The organism is Membranihabitans maritimus, assembly GCF_021729145.1.
GTDB classification, from domain to species: Bacteria; Bacteroidota; Bacteroidia; order Chitinophagales; family Saprospiraceae; genus Membranihabitans; species Membranihabitans maritimus.
The window spans coordinates 296982-321818 of sequence record NZ_JAJSLW010000002.1; the positions used below are offsets into that span (position 1 = coordinate 296982).

At 39.3% G+C, this 24837-nt stretch carries 18 protein-coding genes; 13 read left to right on the top strand and 5 right to left on the bottom strand.

Annotated features, from left to right (window positions below; all coding sequences use genetic code 11):
- The first annotated feature begins 11 nt into the window (after positions 1–11).
- The 8 genes from LVD47_RS03240 to LVD47_RS03275 all read left to right on the top strand — a co-directional run bounded on the left by LVD47_RS03240 (position 12) and on the right by LVD47_RS03275 (position 14750).
- A complete protein-coding gene (locus tag LVD47_RS03240) occupies positions 12–1805 on the top strand; it encodes a RagB/SusD family nutrient uptake outer membrane protein (protein ID WP_236974104.1) in 1794 nt (597 codons plus the stop codon).
- 185 nt (positions 1806–1990) lie between these two features.
- On the top strand, positions 1991–4768 hold the full coding sequence (locus LVD47_RS03245) for a DUF6797 domain-containing protein (RefSeq protein WP_236974105.1): 2778 nt from the start codon (positions 1991–1993) through the stop codon (positions 4766–4768).
- 7 nt (positions 4769–4775) lie between these two features.
- Positions 4776–6521 carry a PQQ-dependent sugar dehydrogenase gene (locus LVD47_RS03250; RefSeq protein WP_236974106.1) on the top strand — a complete coding sequence of 582 codons (1746 nt, stop codon included), beginning with the start codon at positions 4776–4778 and terminating at the stop codon, positions 6519–6521.
- 240 nt (positions 6522–6761) lie between these two features.
- A complete protein-coding gene (locus LVD47_RS03255; RefSeq protein WP_236974107.1) occupies positions 6762–8003 on the top strand; it encodes a hypothetical protein in 1242 nt (413 codons plus the stop codon).
- 26 nt (positions 8004–8029) lie between these two features.
- Complete coding sequence (locus tag LVD47_RS03260; RefSeq protein ID WP_236974108.1) at positions 8030–8983, top strand: type I 3-dehydroquinate dehydratase; 954 nt, start codon at positions 8030–8032, stop codon at positions 8981–8983.
- A 651-nt stretch (positions 8984–9634) separates the two neighbouring features.
- Positions 9635–11902 (top strand): alpha-L-fucosidase, encoded by a 2268-nt coding sequence (locus tag LVD47_RS03265; RefSeq protein WP_236974109.1) that lies wholly within the window; start codon positions 9635–9637, stop codon positions 11900–11902.
- Positions 11903–12086: 184 nt separating this feature from the next.
- Positions 12087–13397 carry an amidohydrolase gene (locus LVD47_RS03270; RefSeq protein WP_236974110.1) on the top strand — a complete coding sequence of 437 codons (1311 nt, stop codon included), beginning with the start codon at positions 12087–12089 and terminating at the stop codon, positions 13395–13397.
- A 12-nt stretch (positions 13398–13409) separates the two neighbouring features.
- Entirely contained in the window at positions 13410–14750 is a 1341-nt protein-coding gene (locus tag LVD47_RS03275; RefSeq protein WP_236974111.1) for an amidohydrolase family protein, read from the top strand.
- A 196-nt stretch (positions 14751–14946) separates the two neighbouring features.
- Here LVD47_RS03275 and LVD47_RS03280 read toward each other — a convergent pair whose 3' ends face one another.
- A complete protein-coding gene (locus LVD47_RS03280; RefSeq protein WP_236974112.1) occupies positions 14947–15747 on the bottom strand; it encodes an FkbM family methyltransferase in 801 nt (266 codons plus the stop codon).
- A 179-nt stretch (positions 15748–15926) separates the two neighbouring features.
- Between LVD47_RS03280 and LVD47_RS03285 the strand changes: the two genes are divergently transcribed.
- Positions 15927–17516, top strand: a complete 1590-nt coding sequence (locus LVD47_RS03285; protein ID WP_236974113.1) for a calcineurin-like phosphoesterase C-terminal domain-containing protein — start codon at positions 15927–15929, stop codon at positions 17514–17516.
- Positions 17517–17604: 88 nt separating this feature from the next.
- Here the strand turns inward: LVD47_RS03285 and LVD47_RS03290 are convergent, their stop codons facing one another.
- Positions 17605–18624 carry an aldose epimerase family protein gene (locus LVD47_RS03290; RefSeq protein ID WP_236974114.1) on the bottom strand — a complete coding sequence of 340 codons (1020 nt, stop codon included), beginning with the start codon at positions 18622–18624 and terminating at the stop codon, positions 17605–17607.
- A gap of 96 nt (positions 18625–18720) precedes the next feature.
- Between LVD47_RS03290 and LVD47_RS03295 the strand changes: the two genes are divergently transcribed.
- Entirely contained in the window at positions 18721–19140 is a 420-nt protein-coding gene (locus LVD47_RS03295) for a (4Fe-4S)-binding protein (protein ID WP_236974115.1), read from the top strand.
- Positions 19141–19330: 190 nt separating this feature from the next.
- Here LVD47_RS03295 and LVD47_RS03300 read toward each other — a convergent pair whose 3' ends face one another.
- Together LVD47_RS03300 and LVD47_RS03305 are read right to left on the bottom strand one after the other, a co-directional pair.
- A complete protein-coding gene (locus LVD47_RS03300) occupies positions 19331–19612 on the bottom strand; it encodes a GNAT family N-acetyltransferase (protein WP_236974116.1) in 282 nt (93 codons plus the stop codon).
- Positions 19613–19621: 9 nt separating this feature from the next.
- On the bottom strand, positions 19622–20341 hold the full coding sequence (locus tag LVD47_RS03305; protein ID WP_236974117.1) for a pirin family protein: 720 nt from the start codon (positions 20339–20341) through the stop codon (positions 19622–19624).
- 169 nt (positions 20342–20510) lie between these two features.
- On the opposite strand from LVD47_RS03305, the gene LVD47_RS03310 reads away from it, so the two are divergent.
- The 3 genes from LVD47_RS03310 to LVD47_RS03320 all read left to right on the top strand — a co-directional run bounded on the left by LVD47_RS03310 (position 20511) and on the right by LVD47_RS03320 (position 24022).
- Entirely contained in the window at positions 20511–21302 is a 792-nt protein-coding gene (locus LVD47_RS03310) for a 3'(2'),5'-bisphosphate nucleotidase CysQ family protein (protein ID WP_236974118.1), read from the top strand.
- Between the two features lie 459 nt (positions 21303–21761).
- Positions 21762–23126, top strand: a complete 1365-nt coding sequence (locus tag LVD47_RS03315) for a Gfo/Idh/MocA family protein (protein WP_236974119.1) — start codon at positions 21762–21764, stop codon at positions 23124–23126.
- Positions 23127–23197: 71 nt separating this feature from the next.
- Positions 23198–24022, top strand: coding sequence for an SGNH/GDSL hydrolase family protein (locus LVD47_RS03320; RefSeq protein ID WP_439651982.1), 825 nt, complete (start codon positions 23198–23200; stop codon positions 24020–24022).
- A 332-nt stretch (positions 24023–24354) separates the two neighbouring features.
- On the opposite strand, the gene LVD47_RS03325 is transcribed toward LVD47_RS03320, so the two are convergent.
- Positions 24355–24738 carry a winged helix-turn-helix transcriptional regulator gene (locus LVD47_RS03325; RefSeq protein ID WP_236974121.1) on the bottom strand — a complete coding sequence of 128 codons (384 nt, stop codon included), beginning with the start codon at positions 24736–24738 and terminating at the stop codon, positions 24355–24357.
- Positions 24739–24837: the final 99 nt, after the last annotated feature.

Here is a 24837-nt window from a genome sequence, read left to right on the forward strand (position 1 = left end):
AGGTGAAAATCATGAAATTATTTAGAATATTTATTGCTATAGTTGTTTTCATACTAAACTATAGTTGCGAAGATTTTTTGGAAAGGACTCCCAAAGATGAATTATCGATAGAATCTACTTTTTCGAATTATAATACAATTAAGGCCTATGCATGGAATTTTTATAATGATTTTTTAGGCTATGGTACTGGGGGTAATCCATCCTTTATTCAGGAGGAATTTTCTACGGATTTAATGGCTAGAAGTCGGAGAAATGCATATTCTCCTTGGATTTGGCAAACAGTAGAGATTCCTGCAACTGACGTCGCTAATTATTCTCAACCTTTCGAAGGAATTAGACGATGTAATATTATGATTGATAATATAGATCAATCAGGTATTTCAGAGTCAGAAAAAAATCATTGGCGAAGTGTCGCTTATTTTTTTAAGGCTTATTACTATATGGACTTAGTGAATAAGTATGGTGATATTACTTGGGTTGAAAACACTTTGAAGGATGATGATGATACTATATTATATGGACCCAGAACTTCAAGAGATATCGTTGCTGCTAATATCCTTGAATTACTAGAATATGCGGAAAATAATATCAATCCTGATGGTAATATCAATGTAGATGGTGAAAATACCATTAATGTACATGTCGTTAGGGCATTAATTTCAAGATTTGGAATAAGAGAAGGAACATGGAGAAAGTACCATGGACTTTCAGGTTCAGAAACTTATTTAAGTGCTGCTATATCCTCATCAGAAAAATTAATTGAAGCATATCCTAATATTATGGCAGATTATTCAAAAGTGTATTGTAGTGAATCTTTGGCAGGAGCAGATGGAATAATTCTATATACACAATATGAAGAATCTGTTTTGGGGCATACTTTTGGATGGTATCCTGGTAGCTCAAATGGATACTGTGATTTAACTCGTAAAGCGATAGATATGTATTTGATGAAAGATGGGCAGACTAGATGGACGAGTCCTATGTTTGAAGGGGAGTATCCATATAATAATGAATTTAGAAACCGAGATCTGCGGCTATATTATACCACACCTCCCCCCTATAAAATTATAGGTCCAGGTGTTACTACAAATTGGGATTATACTGATACTCCTTCAGATAGGGAATTTATTGACATAATGGATACCTTGTCAACGGATGGATCGAAGGGTTTGCCTATGCGCGCATGGAGTGGGCCAGTTGTGCAAAAGGTTCCCCATTTTTCTGATAATAATTATGGTCAAACATGGAGTATTACTCTTACGGGGTACCAATATAGTAAACTTTTTACAAGATTGAATGAAGGTTTACGTCCGTGCATAAATGATTCTCCCGTCTTCAGAATGGGTGAAGTTTTGCTTAATTATGCAGAAGCTAAAATGGAATTAGGAGATTTCAATCAAGATATTTGTGATGCTACTATAAATAAATTGAGAGCTCGTGGCGGTGTTGCTAGTTTAGATATTTTAAATATACCTGATGACCCAACCCGTGACCCATTAGTAGATCCTGTTTTATGGGAAATTAGACGAGAAAGAGCTGTCGAATTAATGGGAGATGGTTTTCGATTTAATGATTTAAGAAGATGGAAAAAAATGGATTATGCAACTGAAAGAAAGTTAGGGAAATATATTGTTGCAGCGGAGGAGAATAATAAAGTTCCAATATTAAATGGGGCGAGCGAAGGTTACGCAGCATATGAAGAGCAGCCCCCAACTCCCTTTTTGGAGCATTATTATTTATATCCAATACCAACAAATGAAATAACTTTATCACAAGGCCAAATAAAACAAAATCCTGGATGGTAATAAGGAATTCTTAAACTATAAATTGGGTGATAGGGGTATTGATTTATTTTTATAAAGATCTAATATTTGAAATAATTAATTCAGGTAATTTTTAATGAGAAACTATAATTCAAAGAAAGATGCTATTATATATAGATTATTTCAATACCTGATAAAAATGGACAATGTTTAATTCATTTTATACTATGTCAAAATTATCTTTTGTTTGTTTTGGGAGTTTTCTAATACTAATATTTTCATGCAATATTTCTGATAACCTTAATGAGACAAAACTAATTGAAGAGAACAATTTTGATTCTCTGTCTTTGAACTCTTATGTAGAGAATGATTTCCCTTTTTTCAGTACTTATTTGGATGCACGAGAGTTGGGTAGAAATTTTCCGGATAACAATGTAGTTTCGCGTGGGCTGGTTGTAAATCTTGGAGATAGTTCGTATGCTTGTTTTGACAGGGATTTATTGCGATGGTCGGTAGCATGGACGGGGGATTTGTTAACGGAAAGTATGTTACCCCAAGTGTCGTATAGTGACTACTTTAATAAGGAAAATACCGTTCCTTTGGTAGCAGGTAAAGCGGATATTGCTACAGGTGTTTATCCCGGATGGTCTGCCGGGCAATTGGTATTGGAGGACATCCGTTCTGAAAATCAATTTCGGGAAGGCTTTGCCTGGGGTCCTTTACCATCTGATTATGGTCGTTGGAATGGATGTTATCCATATGGAGACCGGGTGGTGTTATCTTATTCAATTGCCAATGCCAATGTATTGGAATTGCCCGGATCTGTGAAAAAAAATGGAGAAACAATATATACTCGAACAATAGAAGTGGATGCATTCTCAGATACTTTATTTATTAATGCGGCTGAGATACGGAATGGAACTAATAGCTATATTGAGGACGGAACAGGGTATATCTATGTGGGAAAAGCTCAAGATTCCCTAATTGCAGTGGGGATTGGAGGAAGCAGCTTAGAATCGGGACCAAAAGTACGGATAAGTGATGGAAAATATATAAGTGTAGTGATACCACCGGGGGATCAAAAAAGGAAGATAGCGATTTTTTTATGGAAAGGCTGGCCTGAAGATATTGAATCCTTTCATTCTGCTATTTCAGATTTTAAGATTGAAATGCCGAATTTCGGTAAAGGAGGAGAGCCTAATTGGCCGGAAAGGGTACTTACAAAAGGGATGATGGCATCTGATACATCGACTTTTGTAACAGATCTTGTTACTCTACCCTTGCCCAATCCCTGGAACAGAAACGTACGTGTTACGGATTTGACTTTTTTAAGCAAGGAAAAGGCAGCCGTTTCTACCTTTGAGGGAGATATTTGGTTAGTGGATGGAATCAAAGGAGATCTGGAAAAGATGTCCTGGAAGCGATTTGCTTCTGGATTGTACGAGCCGATGAGTATTGAGTATTTTAGAGGTCAAATTTATACTTTTGGGAAAGAGGGTATTGTTCGACTGCATGACATAAATGGGGATAATGAGGCGGATTTTTATGAGAATTTTTGTGATTTGATGCAGCAATCCGCCGAATCCTATGAGTGGGCATCGGATATGGTGATGTCTGAAAAGTACGGTATTTTTATTTCGAAAGGTGGCGGCTTAACCGCCAGGCCTGGAATCACAAAAGTAATGACACCAGGATTCAGAGCAGGATCCAATCATTCCGGGGTGATTATGAAAGTATCCCTGGATGGTAAAAAAGTAGATGTATTCAGTACCGGCTTTCGAGCGCCTTATATGGGATTTCATCCGGACTCTGGTATTTTGACCGCTACTGATCAACAAGGTAATTACGTGCCTTCGACACCAATTTATTCTGTGGGGGAAGGGGGATTTTATGGAGTTCCGGCAACGAGCCATCGAGGAGATCATCCCGTTGTCAAGCGCCCTATTACCTGGATTCCTCACCGAATTGATCGTTCTGCTGGTAGTCAAATATGGATTACCAGCGGACAAATGGGACCGTTGAATAATAGCCTCGTACATTTTTCATTTGGACGACCGGGTCTATTCAAGGTCTTATTGCACAGTACAGAGAATGGAATTCAAGGAGCTGTAGTCCCTATACATTCTGAATATTCAACACCGGTGATAAAAGGGGAGATGGGACCTGGTGACGGCCAATTGTATATGGCTGGATTTAATCTTTTCGGAAGTAGCTCCGAGGGGATAAGTGCAATCCAAAGGCTGAGGTATACCAGAATGAAAAATTATATACCCAACAAATTTCGAGTTGGAGAACAAGGGGTGATCCTTTCTTTTGACACTAAATTAGATTCTAATGTGGCTATTGACCCAAAGAGCTATAAGGTAAAGCGCTGGAATTATCAGCGGTCGGAGAAGTACGGGTCGGGCCATTTTAAACTGGACGACACCCCGGGGGAAGAGATATTACCCGTCCTGTCTTCATATATATCTACTGATCAGAAAAAAGTATTGCTTCTGATTCCAGATATGAAAGTAGTGGATCAAATGGAGTTATTGTACCATCTTAAAGCGAAAGATGGTCAGGAATTGAATGACGGTGTTTGGTTTAGTGTAAACCACGTAGAAGATCTGGATTTGCAGTCTCAGGACTTTAAGAATGTGAACTTGGACAAATTGCAAATCGATACTGAAAGGATTACATCATTAATAAAGTCTGACCCACCCATTACCCGGGAAAGGGGTAGGGATTTGTTTAGAGAAAAGGGATGTGAAAGTTGTCATTCTTCCGGGACAAAAACAGATGGGATGTATGGCCCCCCGTTCAAAGGTATTTACGGTTCAGAAAGAGCCATGGCTGATGGTTCTTTTGTGATTGCTGATGATGATTATCTCAAAGAGTCAATTCTTGAACCGGAAAAGAAAATTGTGAAAGGATATGAGGCGGAAATGCCTTCTTTTCAAGGAATTTTATCAGATGCAGATATAGAAGCTTTGTTGCTATATATCATGTATTTAAAATATTGATTTAGTAATGGTTAGTCGGTTTAAATTATACACAACTACAATAGGGGTAGCAGTTGTTGCCCTGTTGATTATATTTTTTTGGATTGAGTTTAAGTCTCAAGAGAAAACAAAGGAAACGGTATATTTATCTGATCCTGAAGTTCTAATAAAAGGGGAGAAACTTTTCGAGGACAATTGTTCCTCGTGTCATAATTTCTCCCATAATAGTATTGGTCCTGGGTTACAGAATACTACCAATCGATTGCCAAAAAAGTGGCTTAAAAGTTTTATTCGGAATGCTCCCGAAATGATATCTAAAAAAGATGCCAGGTCAATGAAATTGTATGAGCAATTTAAGCAGGTAATGCCACCGTTTACCAACCTAACCTCAAAAGAGGTGGATGCACTTCTGGCATACATGCACCAAAACCAAAGTAATGAGGAAGGAACACAAGAAACAAATGATTTTTATCTGAAGGACCCTGTTCCGGCACGGATCCCTTACACGGGAGGAAAATTGTACTTAACAACACATTCAATTGCCCCGGCCAGCGGAACAAAAGCTCCTATGGCAAGAATCAATAATATGCGGACTTTGGATGGAATGCAAGAAAGGATGTTTGTCATTGACTTACAGGGAATCCTGTACGAGATCCGTGATAAACAATGGACCGTTGCAATGGATATTAAAAAACTGCGTTCGGACTTTGTTTCATCTCCGGGATTAGGAACGGGCTTTGGGAGTTTTGCCTTTCATCCTGATTTTGATGAAAACAGATTATTATACACCACTCATGCTGAAAAATACAAGAATACTCCTGGAGACCTGGGTTTTGAGGACACTATAGAAGTAGGTCTCCAGTGGATTTTGACAGAATGGAAAGTAGAAGATCCTTTGGAACTTCCATTTAAGGTTAAAGGCAGGGAGGTGCTTAGGATTGACTTATTAACACCTTTTCACGGTGTTCAGGAAATTTCCTTTAATCCCTATGCTTTACAAAGTGATGAAGATTACGGTCTTTTATACATCTGTGTAGGTGATGGAGGTGCAGGTGAAAAGGGGTATGATTACCTATGTAATAGCCCTAATTACGCTTCGAGCTCTGTTTTAAGGATTGATCCTTTGGGAAGAAATAGTAAGAATGGAGAGTACGGTATTCCTCCTTCCAACCCATTTGTAAATGATACGAGCTCATATGTGTTGAAGGAAATTTATTGTAGGGGTTTCCGCAATCCCAATCGAATTTCCTGGACACCGAATGGCAAAATGTTAATAAGTGATATTGGTCAATCAAATATAGAGGAAATAAATATAGGGGAATCGGGAGCAGATTATGGATGGCCTGTAAGAGAAGGAACTTTTATGATAGATACAAAAGGAGATGTAAGCAAAGTTTCAGCACTACCTGATGGTGAACTACCTAGTAAATTTACATATCCGGTTCTGCAATACGATCATGACGAGGGTAGGGCGATTTCAGGTGGGTTTGTGTACAATGGTTCAGCAATTCCTGAACTTAAAAACAAGTATGTTTTTGCAGACATCACAAATGGACGATTTTTCGTAACAGAGAATACTCAGATGAATATTGGTGGAATGGCTTCAATTAAGGAATTAGAGATATGGATTGATAATGAAAAAACCACATTTCAGGAGGTAAATGGTCCTGCCAAACCTGATCCGCGTTTGGGAATAGGGTTAAAGGGAGAATTATATGTTTTTACTAAAGCTGATGGAAAACTTTATAAAGTGGTTGATTACAAACCTGATTAATGATAGATTTTATATTCCAATTTACAAATTTATAAAGTGGATAAAATAGTATGTTTATTTATATTAACACAGTTATTTGTATCTCCAAATTCTGCTTTGAGTTTTGAATCATTTCTGAAAATAGGTAGGTTGCATGTTTGTTATTTTTATACATTTCCTGCAAGCGACATGCAAAAGAATATTGGGCAAATTTCTTTGTCACCAGTTGAATTTACGGATACCAGCAAGCAAAAAGTTCAAATGATTAATCACAAAGATTCAAAATATAGGAATGATACAATTTCTTCAATTGAATTTTCAGGATTTTTAAAATACGAAGCTTTTTTTGATTCACGTCAAACGGTAAACGCCCGTGAAGGTTTGGTTGTGTTGTATCCGGCGAATCGTTTATTAGATTTTAATCAAAAAGATATTAATGCGAATCCAAGTATAAATATGCTTTCAATACATTCCCGGTTAAGGAGTGGTATTAGAGGTCCTGTTATATTGGGAGCTATTTCAAGCGCGGTAATTGAAGCAGATTTTTACGGAAATGAGAATCAATTTTTCAGTGATCTGAACGGGTTGAGATTATTCAATGCATATGTGAAGTTGAATTGGAAAACAACGGAATTAATGGCTGGCCAGTATTGGCATCCAATGTCCGTTCCGGGATTTTTTCCAAGAATGATTTCATTTAATGCAGGTGCACCCTTTCATCCGGTAGCACGAAACCCTCAAATTCAGGTTTCACAAGAATTAGGAAGCTTTAAATTAATTGGAAGTTTACTATCACAAAGAGATTTTAAAGGAACGGGGCCTGCAGGTCCGGGCTCACAGTATTTGAGAAACTCTGGTGTGCCCAATATTCATCTACAAGCTCAATATAGCCAGGATTCTTCAAGTCTATCTGCAGGAATTGGAGTGAATTATAAAAAGATCGTTCCGGAATTGTATACAGAGAATGGAAGTGGAGACATATTTAAAACAGGTAATGCATTAAACAGTATATCCTGGACAGGGTATTTAAATGCTAAAGTATTTAATACATCAGTAAGGCTCCAGGGGGTTTATGCACAAAACGCCTATGATGTACTTTTGATAGGGGGATATGCTGTAAAAGGAGTCAAGGATTCTGAAACAGGTGAAAGAGCGTTTTCAAATTTAAATACGGCTTCGGTTTGGACGGATATCCAATCTGGCGGGAATGCTAAAATACAGATTGGGTTATTTTGCGGTCATACAATGAATTTAGGGACGTTTGAACCCATTGATGGTCCCTTCTATAGCCGTGGAGTGGATATTGGAAGTGCGACAAGGGTTGCTCCTCGAATAATTTATTCGACGGGACCACTGGGAATTTCATTAGAAGGAGAATATACTTCTGCCAGATTTGGTGATGCCAACGGGGATCAAAAAGGAAGAGTGACAAATACAAGTCCAGTATCAAATTATAGACTGTTATTTTCAATTAAATATTCATTTGGAAATTTTATCAATTAAATTTTAGTCAATTTTTAAATAGTATTATGATGAAGCGAAGAAATTTTATTAAAAATAGCATGGGTGCAGCAATTGCTGGATCTTCATTGATGAATGGATTTAATATCAATCAAACTGAAGAAGATTCTCCCATGACACGAAATAAACTAGGCAATATTAATTCACAGCATAACATAGAGATAAACTCCATACAGGATAATGCTAAAAGACCTTCCTTTTTAAATAAATCTTATCCGATAATAAGTGGTATTTTTGCAGGTCAAACAGTTAAAGAATTAATTGCGGAAGCCAGAAATGCGGAGTTTGAAGGAGCTAAAGGTATAACAATAGACCTTTTCGATTTAAAACCGGAATTTAGAAACTCTGATTCGCTAGAACGAGTCATCAATTCTGTGAACTTACCATTTATGTTTTATTTTTATCGCAACGATAAATGGAAGGATTCAAGTGATGATGACCGTCAGGAATTGTTGTTGACAGCAGCCGGTTCAGGAGCTTCAATGATTGATGTCATGGGAGACTTGTATGACCCTTCTTCGAGGGAAATTACGTATAACAAAGAGGCAATAGATAAGCAAAAAAGACTTATTGATAAAATTCACGAAAAGGGTGCAGATGTGGTTATGTCTTCTCATACTTCAAGTTCCCTGTCGACAGAAGAAGTTGTCGAACATATGCTTGCACTAGAAAAACGAGACCCGGATGTAGTCAAAATTGTAACAAATACCAATACAGAAGAAGAACTTGCTGAAGCTTTTGCAACAACGATGACACTGAATCGTGAACTAAAGAAACCATTTATTCATCTTTGTGGGGGAAAATATAGCCGCTTACACCGATTTGTCTGCCCTACGTTAGGAGTTTCAATACTGTTCGCAGTTTCTAACTATTCTGATCGATATGGTTTTGGACAACCGACTATTAAATCAATGAAGGCAGTTCTGGACAATATTCATTGGAATATTAATAGTGTAAAATAAATTCAATAGTGTTGCACTGATTAATGAATGCCCCATATAAATGGATAACTTTTTTTGCTCATTTATTATGTCCCCCATCCACATAGCCATCAATAGAATTAGCTGGAAAGTAAACTATGACATTTTTGATTCTTGGTTGAGTGAAAAAGATGAAACATAAATTTAAAAGCAAAATACTGTAGTTCGAGCGTATTTCAAAGTTAAATATTCAGGCATAATCTAAACCTACCTTAATACTAGAAATAAATAACATTTCGGCTTGAAATAGCTTTTTATATACCCTGAAAATATTATAAGCTAAATATTGATAAGGTTGAAGGAAGCTATGGAAATGAAAATTATTGTAGCTTTGATGAAGGATTGTAATTGTCATCAAGCCAGCTTATGGGGATTTGGGAAATATTTAAAGATTGTTGCCTGTGCTGACGAGAAGATGATGAAGTGAATAATATCGACCTACTTAGAACTTGGTTTGAAATTCAGATAATCAGTGACTACCTTGGATTGAATGACATTTTTTATAACAAAATATAAATGCTAATAGATAGCAAACTTCACGCAGTTTTATACTTCTCTATAAGAGGATTGACTTGTTTACTTCTCCTGTGCTTCAACACCATTTTACCTGGACAACCCCTTTGGCAAAATCCAATGGAAAAACAAGGACGATTGGGTTCCCCTTTGGTAGAAACTTCCCCTTTTGTATTTAATGACAAATTATTTCTGCTGGAAAATAACCAGCGATTTTGGGACGTACAGGGAGCCAAGCCCGGAGATTTTTTTCGTGAAGATGAAGTCAGGATCAGAGATGTGGAGTCGGGCCAGGTCATTTCTGTACCCCTTAAAAATCATGCCTTTGGGACGGTTTTGACCTGGAACAACCGTGTATATATTTTTGCAGGGGATTATGGAGAAGGGAAACCCTGGCGTCATATAAGTGAGATTTCGATGACTAGTTCCACCGATTTAAAAAATTGGACAAAACCAATAACCATACTAAAGGCAAAGGAGGATGAGTTTTTTTACAACACCGCCGTGTGTAGAGGGGAAGATCGGTTTGTGTTACTATATGAGACCAATGACGATACATGGAAACCGTTTACATTCCGATATATGGAGTCTACCGATCTGGAAAATTGGAAGGAGATTCCGGATGCGATTTATGGAAAGAAGAAATATGTGGGTGGTCCGGCATTGTATTATGAAAATGACTGGTATTATACGCTGTACCTTGAATCCCTAGAAAATGGATATGAAACGAGGATTACACGATCCAGGGATTTGATTACATGGGAAGATGCTTCTTCAGACCGCCCGTTTATCACTTTTGATTCTACACATAAAGATATTCCATTAATAGATCCTTCGATTTCTGAAAGCAATGCGTCTGATGTAGAACTATGTTATTACAATGGGAAGACTATTATTTACTTTACTGGCAGTGATCAGACCACTGCAGGAGATCTACAATGGGCCACCTATGAAGGTACGCCCCGCCAATTGTTCGAACATTTTTTTAAAGAAACGGATGAACAGACCAACAAACCTCCCCAGCATCAGGGAGACTGGACTCCGGTCCTCACTTCTCCTGAAGATAGAAGTAAATATAGGAGTATTTCCGCAGTGGATATGAGGGTGAAGCCTACCCGTCAGCAACTCGCCTATCAGGAAAGGCAATTGGGAGCTTTCATCCACTTTGGACCGGCTACTTACATCGAGTCAGATATGCTTTCCGTTCCGGATGCTGATTTGTTTAATCCCTCCCGGCTTAATGCTGAACAATGGGTGAAAACGGCTCGTTCGTTTGGAGCAAAACATATTGTCCTGACAGCCAAACATCACAACGGGTTTTGCCTATGGCCCACAAAGACGACGGATTATTCAGTAAAAAATTCTCCGTGGAAAAATGGTGATGGGGATGTCGTAGCAGAATTTGTAGATGCCTGTCGAAAATATGATATGAAGGTAGGATTATATTTATCGGGAGGGGATAAGCATTTTCCTTGTTCCAGCACCCCTGATCCTCAGGGAGAGAGAAAACTAGTGGGTGACATTGATAAGTATTTCCCGGTGTACCTCGAACAACTCAGAGAACTGTTGACAGCGTATGGAGAAGTATCAATCGTATGGTTGGATGGTGCCTATGACCCATTTGGATGGGATGTTATGGACCCTGAAACCTTGGAACCACTGGGAACCGCCTATGGAGATGCTATACGTTCGATGGTTGCCCATTTACAACCCAATGCCGTAGTAATGGGTGGGACCAAGCCGGATGTCCGGTGGTCAGGGAGTGAACAAGGATGGGCGGCTTATCCTTTGTGGAATACTGTTGAGCCAGGTAAGGAACTTGATAATTGGGTCGCGCCTAATAATGTCGGATGGATTCCGGCTGAAGCCAACTTGCACACCCGAAAATCCTGGTTCTGGACGCCTGATTCCGATAAATCACTCAGAAGTATTCCTTTTTTGAAGAAAGTCTATTTCGAAACCATAGGTCGGGGTGCCAACTTGCTTATTAATATGACGCCTGACACCAGTGGCTTAATTCCCGAAGCAGAAGTAGATCGATTAACCCAATTCGGAAAAACCTTAAAGCAGACTTTTTCAGCTCCGATAGGTAGTACCCGTTCTGTAGAGAATTTGTCTGGTGGCGAACTTGTAATAAATATTCCCAGTAAACAACAAGTAAACCTTCTCGTTATTGAAGAGGATATTCGACATGGACAACATGTCCGGCAATATAAAGTGGATGCTTATACCGATGGAGAATGGACAACTATTGCCGAAGGCCAAAGTATCGGAAGGAAGCGAATTCAAATCTTTGAACCTGTAGAAACTACAAAGATTCGACTTTTGGTAGAGGGAAAAGAGGATAAAGCTTTTATCCAATCTTTTACGGTTTATCGGGCGGAATAAATGTTGTAACTTGTTTCTTGTCCAAAGTTGAGACGTCGTTGATTAAGTTGTGTGGTATTGTATAGAAGGTATTGTTCACTGAAAGGATACCAGGATCTATATTTCTCCGGTTTGGTATAGGTTGTAATTTCTTTTTAATCTTGACACGGTTTAATTTCATTATATTTAACAAAATTATTGAGGTATGAATTATATACAAAAGTGGAGGTTTGCGCTTATTGCCTTTTGTCTCCCACTAGTATTGTGGGCCCAAAAGTTTGAAGTTTCGGATGATTATTTGGATGAGATTTATCCTTCGTTAGAGGAATTATATATCCATTTCCACCAGAATCCCGAATTGTCAATGCAGGAGGAGGAGACTTCAACATTGATGACCCAAAATCTCCGGGACCTTGGATTTGAAATTATTACTGACCTGGGGGCCACCAACCGGGCAGGAATTTTCAGAAATGGTGAGGGGCCGGTTGTATTAATCCGTGCAGATATGGATGCATTACCGGTCAGGGAACAAACCGGACTTCCCTATGCAAGTGAAGCAAGAGGGGTGAATGCGGAAGGAGATTCTACGGCCATTATGCATGCTTGTGGCCACGATGTACATATGACGGTTTTTACCGGGGTAGCGCGTACATTGGTAAGATATAAAGACGAGTGGAGCGGAACATTGGTAATGGTAGCCCAAGCTGCCGAAGAAGCGGGTTTGGGGGCTGACTTGTTGTTTAAAAACAAGCTATATGACAAAGTACCTAAACCGGATTATGCCTTGGCCCTACATACAAGTTCGTATCACGAAGCGGGAAAAGTAGGGTATAAAAGCGGACCGGTTTTGGCGAGTGTAGATATGATAGATATTACCGTACACGGTCAGGGGGGACATGGTGCGGCTCCTCATACAACAATTGACCCTATCGTATTAAGTGCACAGTTGATAGAATCTTTCCAGACCATTGTCAGTCGGGAAAATAATCCATTTGATCCCGCCGTAGTAACAGTAGGATCTATCCATGGCGGAAAAGTCCACAATGTCATTCCTGATGAAGTGAAATTGCAATTAACCATTCGATCGTATTCTACAGAAGTACGAAATAAGATTATCAGTGCGCTGGAAAGAAAATGCAATAGCCTGGCAAAGGCCGCGGGTTTGAAAGAGGAACAATATCCTGATATTAAAATCCGTGACCCTTATACACCCACTACGATTAATGACAAAGCACTCACGGAAAGACTGGTTGGGGTATTTAAGAATGTATTGGGTGAAGAAAATGTGGTAGAAACACCCGCTTATACATTCGGAGAGGATTTTAGCCGGTTTGGCTTACAGGATCATAAGGTCCCGATTTGTTTGTTTTGGTTGGGGGCAGTAGATCCTGAAAAGATGGACGGCAGGGATCTTCCTTCATTGCACTCGCCGTTTTTTGCGCCATTACCTGAACCTACCTTGAAAACAGGAGTAAAAGCTATGACTTCTGCTGCTTTGGAGTTATTTGAAGAGTAAAATTATTATGACATGAAAATTATCACCGAAACTTCTAAGAAAATTTTATTTACTACTTTTCAAATTATAGTATTTTTTCTAGTAATTCCTGCTTTGACTTACTCGCAAAATACAATAAGTAATAATTCTTTGACAGAAGTTAATCCTCCCGGAAGCCCCGGAGGAGGTGTTGTACAAGCTATCGTCGGCGCCAGGTTGATTGACGGCTTGGGTGGAGAACCAATAGAGAATTCTGTGGTTATTTTGGAAGGAAACCGAATAAAAACTGTAGGTGTTGTGGGGGATATTGAAATACCGGAAAATGCTAAAGTAGTTAATGCCGAAGGTCAGACACTCTTACCCGGTCTGGTTGATGCCCATTTCCATTCGGTAAACAATAATGAAGTGCTCAATCAGTTTTTGAGGAATGGAGTGACTTCAATGCGGGATCCCGGACATCCCTTTCGATTTTATCAGGCGTTGGATTTTGCAAAGAACCCTGTTCCCCGTATGTTTCTCACAGGCTCACACCTTGATGGATATCCGGGCGTATATAAAGATCATGCGTTGTTAGTGAAAGACAGTGGTCATGCTCGTGAAATGGTCCATCAATATGCAAAAAATGGAAGTTCGGGCATTAAAATTTATTTCCGATTACCGTTGAAATATTACGAACCTATTGTTCAGGCAGCGGATTTTCATGGAATCCCGGTATTTGCTCATTTGGAATTGGTTGATGCAGACGATGCCATACGAGCTGGGGTATCGGGGATAGAACACGTAAGTTCATTTGGTACGGCAATTGCTGAACCTTCCGCTGCGGAGGAATTCAGGAAGGCTGTTGAAAGAAATAGCAATAACCGGAGGGAGGGAAGATATAAGCTTTGGGCTGGTATTGATTTGGAAGCTGACCGGGTAAAAGATGTAATAAAACTAGCAGCAGATAAGAAGATATTCTTTTGTCCTACGTTGGCAACCTTTGAACGTCAGTCAGGAGGGCAAGGCGTTGAAGATTATCATGTACAGGCTTTTGAAAATATGTTGAAATTTGTGGGTATGGCTCACGATGCCGGAGTAACAATAGTTACAGGGTCTCATACCCACTCTAAGTATGTGGAAATGGGTTGGGCCTATCAGCGTGAAATGGAGTTGTTGGTAAAAGCGGGTTTGTCCCCTGATGAGACGATTAAAGCAAGTACAAGTATGAATGCAAAATATTTCCGCTCTTCAGAGCGAATAGGAAGTATAGAACCGGGGAAAATGGCAGATTTGATTCTAGTCGAAGGAAATCCATCCAGTTCCATATCTGAAATGTACAATATCAGAAAAGTTATGATTAATGGTAAGTGGGTGGATAATTCTGTTGTCGAATAGGCGGTAATTATTTCCTCTTAAACTGAACTTGAAGAATTGTTGTCGATTCAGGGTGATAGAGAGCTGAAAGAACAAAGTTTATATCCTTATCGGTAGTATACCCATCCTGACCAAATAGGGAATTAAGGATTTCAAATTTATTATTTTGACCGGGAGCAATCCTATAGAAGGTCCTTAGTACTGCTGTCAATTTTACTTATGGGTTTCTACTTCCCAGGAGATTAATCATTTCCCGATCCGATTCATGAACAGCGACGAAATTAGGACCAATAAAATCTTCATATTTGTATTTATAAGGTCTGAATTTAACTTTCCTTGGGAATATTTTACCGACGACATAACCGTGTTTATTAAAAAAAGAATAAAAGTCGATTAATAAGTTTTTGGTCGTGATATTAATATACCCGTATTCAAACTGAATAATGCGGATTTTTTGATCGGAAATACTTTTTTCGAATCCTTTAACAGCATCGAAATCAGCTCCTTCAATATCCAACTTAAGAAAGTCTAATGTATCTATCCTGTGCCTATCAAGAAAATGATCTCCTTTTACCAGTTTGATATTTTCTGTTTTTTGCTGTTGAAGATTATTACCTCTTATATCAAAAATACTGGCATGCGTGGAAGATTCATATATATTAATTTTTTTATTGGTTTTTTTATGAAACAATCCTTTCTTAATGGGGTACACATTCACAAGGTCGTTGGTGTTTGCTTTTAGTTTTTCATATGTTGTATCAACAGGTTCAAAACTGTAAATCAAACATTCGGGATTGAAGGAATTAAGTAATTTAGAATATGTCCCGGTATTTGCTCCCCCGTCAATGATTACTTTTGGGTCAGTGGTAGATATTTTTTTAATTATAGTTTTTTCCCCATTGCTATGGGGGTTGTGGTTTCGGTTTTCATAAATGCGGTGCATTGATCTTCCAAATCCTGAAAGTCCTTTAAATAAAAGATTGTGCGAGTTTCGTTTAAAGAGATTTTTTAGTGACATAAACTAAAAGTATATTTAGTATTTCAATAAAGTCCTGTTTATTCAATTTTATAATGTAACGTTATTTTTATGGAATGAAAAGGAAATTTAATATTTACTTATCATTCTAATTATTATTATAGGAGGAAGATTATTTTAATTTTGGGTTTTTAGTAAAACCTATCAAGCAAGTAAAAAACATGAAAATTTATAGACCAATACGTAGGGAACTTACACTGTTTATTGTAATGTCGACATTTTTTCTGGGTAGCCATTTAAATGCACAAACGGCAAACGGGTATGTGTACGAAGACACCAATAATAATCAGGAAATGGATGCGGGGGAGAAAGGTATACCTGGAATAGGAGTGTCGAATGGCTCAGACGTTGTAAAAACCAAAAGTGATGGTTCTTATGAAATACCAGTATCGGATGATAATATAATTTTCGTTATTAAACCTACCGGATATGCTCTGGCTGTAAATGAATATCAACAACCGCAGTCCTATTATATCCATAAGCCCAATGGATCTCCTAAAATGGATTTTACCGGTGTAGCTCCGACGGGTCCATTACCGGAGTCAATTGATTTTGGTTTAATACCTCAACAGGAAGATAATAATTACGATATCATATTGTTTGGTGACCCACAACCCTATACGCTGGAGGAAGTAAGTCACTTCAACACAGCCATTGTATCGGAATTAGTGGGTACGAAAGATTATAAATTCGGTATCAGTCTGGGCGATCTGGTAGGGAATGATTTAACTTTATTTTATCCCTACTTGCATTCGGTTTCCCGGGTTGGCTTGCCATGGTACCATGTATACGGGAACCACGATATGAATTTTGATGCGGAGACCGATAATATGGCTGACGAAACTTTTGAAGCTGTATTTGGCCCGGCGAATTATTCGTTTAACTATGGAAAAGTGCATTATATCATCATAGATGATGTGTATTACCCGGATCCCCGTGATGGAAGTGGATATTGGGGGGGATTTCGTGAAGACCAACTGGAATTTTTGGAAAATGATCTTAAACTGGTACCCAAAGACTATTTGGTAGTCGTTAGTTTGCACATACCTCTTACCGATTTTGGTAGTGGGGATCAATTCAGGGATGAAGATCGAGAAGCACTTTTTGATTTATTAAAGAAATTTCCAAATACAATTTCCCTTTCAGCCCACACCCACTTTCAGATGCATGACTTTTTTGGAAAGGACCGGGGATGGAAAGGAAAAGACGTACATCACCATTATAACGTAGGGACCACTTCTGGTGATTGGTATTCTGGTTCTGATGATAGTTATGGTACGCCGAATTCGAGGATGAGAGACGGTACGCCCAAAGGATACGCCGTATTGAAGATTAAAGGAAATGACTATGAGTTTGATTATAAAGTTTCAGGAGCGGATTGGTCTGAAAAGATGCATATCCACCTGCCCAGGGTTGTTCCTCAGAATAGGAGGAGCCGGGCCCAGGTAATTGTCAATTTTTTCCAGGGATCCAGTAAAGATTCATTATTTTATAGAGTAGATGGCGGAGAATGGATGCCAATGCGATATTCACCCATGCATGATCCTGTTATTTCCAAAGTTCATCATGATTGGGAGTACAATTACACTTTACCCGGAGGGAAAAGACCGTCTTTCCCTGTAGAGTCCACTCACATTTGGAGAGCGGGGATTCCCAATGACCTGGATCCTGGGAAACACGAGGTGGAAATTATGGCAAAAGACTTTTTAGGTAGGGAGTATACAGGAAAGGCATCGTATCTTATTCGATAGAAATCTCTGCATAAGGTAAAATTTATTGAACCTTGAGGGTTAGATAAGAATTTTTTTATATTAAAAAGTCCTCAAGGTTCTTTTTAGTTTACTTAGAACGTTGTCCGAATTCAAATATATTTACCTCCTTCATCGGATACCCGGGGCGAACGATGGTGTCAGGGAAATCGGGAACATTGGGGCTATTGGGGAAATATTGTGGCTCCATGCAGAAACTCCCCCATTTTATATACTTTGCCTCGCCTTTCCCGGGCCTTTCGTTACCGGAATTACAGGTGTAGAATTGTAACCCGGGCATAGTGGTGTGGATTTTCATAAAACGGCCGGAGTTTTCATCCCATATTTCGGCGGCTTGCAAGAGACTTGAATTTCGTTCATCTTTCAATATATAGTTGTGGTCAAAACCCCCGGCAAGAATAATTTGCGGGTTAACGGAGTGTAACCGTTCGGTAATTTTAACCGGACTCCTCAAATCAAATTCGGTGCTTGCAACGGATTGTTTTTCCCCTTTGACAATAAAATATTCGTTCATTGGGAAAATGTTCTCTGCAAAAATTTGAAAGAGTTGAGTTCCTATTGATCCTGAATCGTGACCAGAGAGGTTGAAATAAGGATGAGATGCGAGATTGACAGGAGTGGGGCAGTCTGATTCGGCTTCCAACTCCATTTTCAGGGTTTGCTTACCTTGGAGAGCGTAGGAAACCCTCACTTGGACATTGCCGGGATATCCTTCCTCGCCGTCTTCTGAAAAATAAGTAAAAACCACTTTGTCTCCGGTATATTCTTCAGTAGTCCACATCCTGGCCTGAAAACCTGTAGGCCCCCCGTGCAGAGTAGCCCCTTTTACATTTTCGGATAAAAAATACGTCTTCCCTTCTAGATCAAATTTTGCATCTTCTATTCGGTTGGCCACGCGACCACATACCGCTCCATAAGCATTCACATGGCTTTGGTAGGTCGATAATTCATCATATCCCTGAAGGATGTCTTCTCTTTTACCACTTTTATCAGATACAAAGGCTTCAATCCACCGCGCTCCGAAATTGGTGAAAACAAATTCTATTGAATCGTTTTTTAAGCTGTATTTTTTGGCTGTATTTGTTCCCATTATTAAATTTTCGATCAAAATTATTATTTTACAAATAGAAGCAAAGGTATATTGAGATTTTAAATTCTTAAATGAATGGATTTTGAAAAATAATAAATGAAAAAGGAATATAAAAAGGACAATCTTACTATAACCTGGGAGCCTGATAAATGCATCCATTCCGGAATTTGTTGGAAAGGGTTGAATAGGGTATTCAAACCCAATTCCAGGCCGTGGGTAGATGTGGATGGTGCGGAAATTGGCGAAATTACGGCACAAATTGGAAATTGTCCTTCAGGGGCATTGGGGTTTTACTTCGATAGGGAAGAAAAAAAGAATTTAACTCCGGATTTTATTCCAGAAAAAACAACTATCCAGGTAATCAAGGACGGGCCCTATTTGATAAAAGGGAAATTGGAAATATCTGATTCGTCGGAGGCGACCCTAAAAAACAAAGTGTTTTTGTGTAGGTGTGGTCATTCATCCAAGAAGCCTTATTGTGATGGATCGCATAAGAGAAAGGGCTTTAAAGGGTAGTTAAATATTAAAGGGCCTAATCCCGCACGTTTGCGGGATAAAGTTAATAGTGCTTAAAATTAGCAGAGCTAAGACTTGGAAGTTTTACTCATCCATAATTGCCCCTACGTTAGACTTTTAATGTACTTTTATATTATTCCTCTACCAATACCGGTATCATCTTCTTTGGAGGGCTGGAAAGCATCTATTTTTATTTTAACAATACCTTTTCAAACTTTTCTTTATTTTTTGTAGTGAAAGCTTTGATATACGGGCAAATGGGTTTGACTTTTATTCCCTTCTCCTCTGCGTACTCCATGGCGAAAGTTGTAATTTTGGCTGCGTATCCTTGACCTCTGTAAGTGGGTGGAACGAAGACATAGGTGTATGCCCAGGTGGTATCATCCAGGGGGCGGTAATTCAGGAATGCAGTTTGTCCATCCAGGTCCCATTCAAACCTTGAAGATTTTTTATTAAAAATGATTTCGTTCATATTCGATTTTTATTGAAATCCATTTAAGGGGACTTCCATTATTAATATTTCTCCGGTTTCTTCGGGAACTATATCAAAATATTCAATTTCGGAAACCGATAAAGCATCTCTAGGGTTGAGTATTTGCCCGTCAATATTGAATTTACCGCTAATGACGAATATGTACACCCCGTTGTCAGGCTTCCGGAATTGGTAAGTAGTGCTGATTTTTTCTTCCAAATGCCCTATGTGAAACCATGCATCCTGATGGATCCAGGCGCCTTCTTCGTTTTTATCCGGTGAAATGATTTGCTGGAGTTTATTCTGTCGATTTCTGGGATTGAGAGTAAGCTGTTGATATCTCGGTTCTACATCCTTTTTGTTGGGGAATACCCAGATTTGCAGGAATTTAACGGGATCTGTTTGGCTGCCATTCATTTCCGAGTGGACAATACCTGTCCCGGCCGACATTACCTGAACGTCATTTTTACGTATCATGCCTTTGTTGCCCTGGTTGTCTCCATGGGATAAAACACCTTCTAAAGGAATACTTATTATTTCCATATTGTCGTGGGGATGTTGGCCGAATCCCCTCCCGGGGTCGACGGTATCGTCATTGAGGACCCGCAATGCCCCGAACTGTATTTTATCGGGATTATAGTAATTGGCAAAACTAAAGCTGTGCCAGGAATCCAGCCATCCGTGATTGGCGTGCCCCCTGGATTCTGCAGGATGATAATGCTTTTTCATATTTTTGAGTTGTACATGCTATAATTATTTTATAAAGCCAGCTATAACCAATACAATATTCGAAAGCTAATTATTGTTCATTTATCGGGTAAATGGAAAAGCTTCATTGGCAAAAAGCGTACATTTGAACCTATTTAAATTTAATCTTTAAAGTAAAGTACATTCATCTATGATTGAAAAAACATATACAGACTATCTTCCGGATACATTGGAATTGGTGAGAAAAGCAGGGGCTGCATTGCTCGATATTTACAATGGGAATAAAAGCCTGGATGTAGAGACTAAGTCTGATGACTCGCCTGTTACCATTGCGGACTTCCGTTCGAATGAAATATTGATCAAGGGGTTGAAGGAAATCGATGTGAATATTCCAATCATTTCTGAAGAAAGTGCCAGGATTCCATATGAAGAGCGTAAGGAATATGATTATTTCTGGATTATTGATCCACTGGATGGGACGCGGGAATTTGTGCAACATCTCGATGAATTTACTATTCACCTGGCGCTGGTAAAAGGTAACAAACCCGTGATGGGTGTCATTTATGCACCGGTTTATGATGACATGTACTATGCCTGGGAGAACGGCGGAGCCTGGCGTGAATATGATGGACAAAAAACAAAGCTAAAGGGACATTCTGTCGATCTCAATGATTCGGGTTTGAGAATTGTCCGTTCTAGATCAAATCTTGACCCCAAAACCCAGGAAGCGATAGATGGTTTTGATGATCCCAAACCGTATATTCTGGGTAGTGGCCTGAAATTTATGAAGTTGATCACGGGAGATGCAGATTATTATCCCAGAGTGCGGACCAATATGAAAGAATGGGATGTGGCCCCGGCATCGATCATCCTGGAAGAAGCCGGTGGCGGATTGTTTGATTGGGGGAAGAGGACACCGTTACAATACAATAAAAAGGAATTGACGGTTAAAGGCTTCGAGGCCGTTTCGCTGGTGGAGTAGTACTTACCGCTCCAGAAATAATTGCGTATCTGTCTGGTTGTATATTCCGAAGATACCATATCCTCCACTAATATTGCTATAGACTGGCCTTTTGGTGGTAAAAGGTTCACCATAGATCTCTTGTGCACCCTCCAAATCTTTAAAAAATCGGGTCAATTCGGGAGAAAGATGGCTTACTTCTACTTTCAGGACATTGATAAAAAAACCTGATTTCCCAGGACTGATCAGTTCTAAATAATTGTGTTTTCTATTCCAGCGCTTCTCCCGTTGGAATGCCTATGGCAAGCTAGGAGTTTTAAAATTGGATTTTCAAACATATAAGGGAGGCCTTTCGGCAAGTGGGTATACTATGGCTTAAATAATTATGAAACACTAGTGTAGTATTTTTAGGATACAATGTTATGGAATAAATAATTGAATAATTTTATTTTAACTTAAGGGCTATAAAAGTAGAATAAAATGATTTTTAATATAAGCAGAAGAAAGTTTGTGAAAGGGACAACCGCTTCTTTGGTTCTTTCTTCATTTGGCGATTATGGACTTGATTTGATGTATAGGGAAAAACCCTGGAGAGTGGGACTTATTGGAACCGGTTGGTACGGTAAAAGTGATCTTTTTCGGCTGATCCAGGTGACTGATGTCGAAGTTATTGCGTTGTGCGATGTCGATGAGAATATGTTAGAAGGGGCCATAAACCTGGTGTCAGAACGTCAAAAGTCAGGTAAAAAACCCCAAAAGTATTCTGATTACAGGAAGATGCTGGCTAAAGAGGAGTTGGATATTGTACTGATCGGAACACCAGACCATTGGCATGCTCTACAAACGATTGAAGCGCTCCAGGCGGGTGCCCATGTTTATGTGCAAAAACCGGTCAGCGTTGATGTCATGGAAGGTGAAGCAATGGTTGCCGCAGCGCGTAAATATGGAAAAACCGTACAGGTGGGAACACAAAGAAAAAGTACTCCTCATTTGATAGATGCCAAAAAGAAAATAGTGGATACGGGACTATTAGGGAAAATCGGGCATGTGGAATTGTGTTGTTATTACCATATGCGGGCTAATGGGAATCCCCCTGTTCAGGAGGTTCCTGACTTCTTTGATTATAATTTGTGGACAGGTCCGGCGCCGTTACGGCCTTATGATGGATTGCCTCACAGGCGATGGTGGAGAACATTTATGGAGTATGGAAACGGAATAATGGGGGATATGTGCGTACATATGTTGGATACGGTTCGGTGGATGCTGGACCTGGGTTGGCCGACAAGGATTAGTTCTTCCGGAGGTATTTATATCGACAAATCTGGAAAATCAAATACTGCCGATACCCAATCTGCTACGTTTGAATACAACGGTCTGAATTGTGTATGGCAGCATCGCGCATGGGGACATCCGGCAGATCCGGACTACCCCTGGGCATTCAAAATTTATGGAGATAAAGGAACATTGAAAGGAAGTGTTCAGAAATATGAATTTATTCCCCGGGGTGAAGGGGATCCTATTCGACAGGAAGTCGTCTACGAACGGGAAGAATATCCGGAAGACCTGACGGAAAAAGACATTGAATTACATGCGGCACCTGCTACCCGTTTGCACATGCTTGATTTTTTGGCTGCTATTGATCAGGGTAGTCGTCCTGTAGCTGATATCGAAGAAGGCCATATTTCTTCTGCTAGTTGTATTCTGGCTAATTTGTCCATGAAATTGAATCGTTCGCTTGAGTATGACCCCGTGAAGAAGATCGTGAAAAATGACCCGGAAGCTACGGCTTTATTGTCTAGAGATTATAGAGGGCCATGGGTGCATCCGGTACCGGGGGATTTTTGATAGTGGGTAATGTAATTATAGTTCAAAACATACTTGTAATTATTTGCATGATTGAAAAATTCGAAACCAAATTGAAAAACTACCTTTTCCTGGCTTTTATTATTGCTTGTTTATGTGGGTGCGAGCCCCAAAAAGTTACCTGGGTAGCCATTGGTGATTCCATTACCTATCTGAATGACCACCAGGATGAGACGGGCCATCGCCTGGAAAAGGGATATATGACACGGCTCTGTGAAAAATATCCCAATGTGGACTATATCAACCAGGGGCACAACGGTTGGACAGCTATTGGCATTGCAGAAAATATTGAAGACCTGGGGCTGGTGGAAGCCGATGTATATACTGTCTTTCTGGGAACCAATGACTGGTGGCAGGGGAAGCCGGTGGGTACTATGGCAGATTATGAAAATAACACCGGGACGGGCACTTCTTCGGGTAGTTTCCGAATTATTGTTGACAAATTGAAGTCATTGAATAAAGGTGCTCAGATTATTCTGATCACTCCCATGCAGCGAGGCGATTTCGTCTATGTAAATGATTATTCTAACAATGCCTTTGGATCGTATAAAGCAAAAAACGGTCAAACCCTGGAGGAATTTGCTAATCTGGTTACTTGGATTGGGAAAAAGGAAAATTTTCCAGTTGTAGATCTCTATCACAATAGCGGGATTACGGATGAAAAGGCGGTACATTTTAAAAGATTAAAAGATCCGGAAACAGGGCAATATAAGAAATTCATATACCCGGATTATGTTGACTTACCTTTTGACCCTGAGAATGATGAATATCCCTATCCTGAAGATGCCATCTATATGACATACGATGGATTACACCCTTCCGATGAAGGATGCGAGATTATCGCTGATATGATAATCGAAAAATGGGAGGGGTTATAAGATATCCGGACCTGTATACAACCATTAAGTTTGGTAGTTTCTGTTTTTGATTGACTGAAATGGTTTCATAAGGGATTATTCTATTATACGTGAACTCGACGAATAATTGTTTCTGTCATTATTTTTGCAATATTGGCAATGCCGAGGCATCGCTATGCGGAAATCAATGCCAGAAACCTCATTTTTACTTGTTTTCCCACCCTGGGCTACACCCAGGGTTAGTAATATTTCGCTTCCCGCCGATTTCATGTCGGGAAAGACACTTCAGAGCTTTCATCTTTTCCATCGAACTGACGTTATTATAGTATTTGTTACATTGTAGAAGACTAGATTTACGGTGTCGCTTCCTTTTCTTTCCATTGTTCTTTTACTTTTTCCCTGTGCATATTTCCCCATTTGACCAATTCATCAAGGACCTTGTGAAGTGTCGAACTATAGTCTGTCAATTGGTATTCTACCGCTACCGGGCTACCCGTATATACCTCTCTTGTAACGAAACCATTTATCTCCAGCATTTTTAATTCTGAGGAGAGTACTTTTGCAGAAATGCCCTTAACCGTTCTCTGGAGTTCATTAAATCGTTTAGGCCCCTCCATCAGCGCGATAATAATCCTGAGTTTCCACTTGCCACCAATGACATATAAAGCATCTTCTACTGCTGACAATCTGGAAATACATTTATCGCTGTCTAACCGCTGAGAATCTTTAGGTTTCATATTATTTTATTCATGATCGGACAAGTTACAAAAATGTAACTACTTACCTAGAGTAAAGTGATAACTTTTTGTTAGTTCCAATTGATACATTTGTCGAAT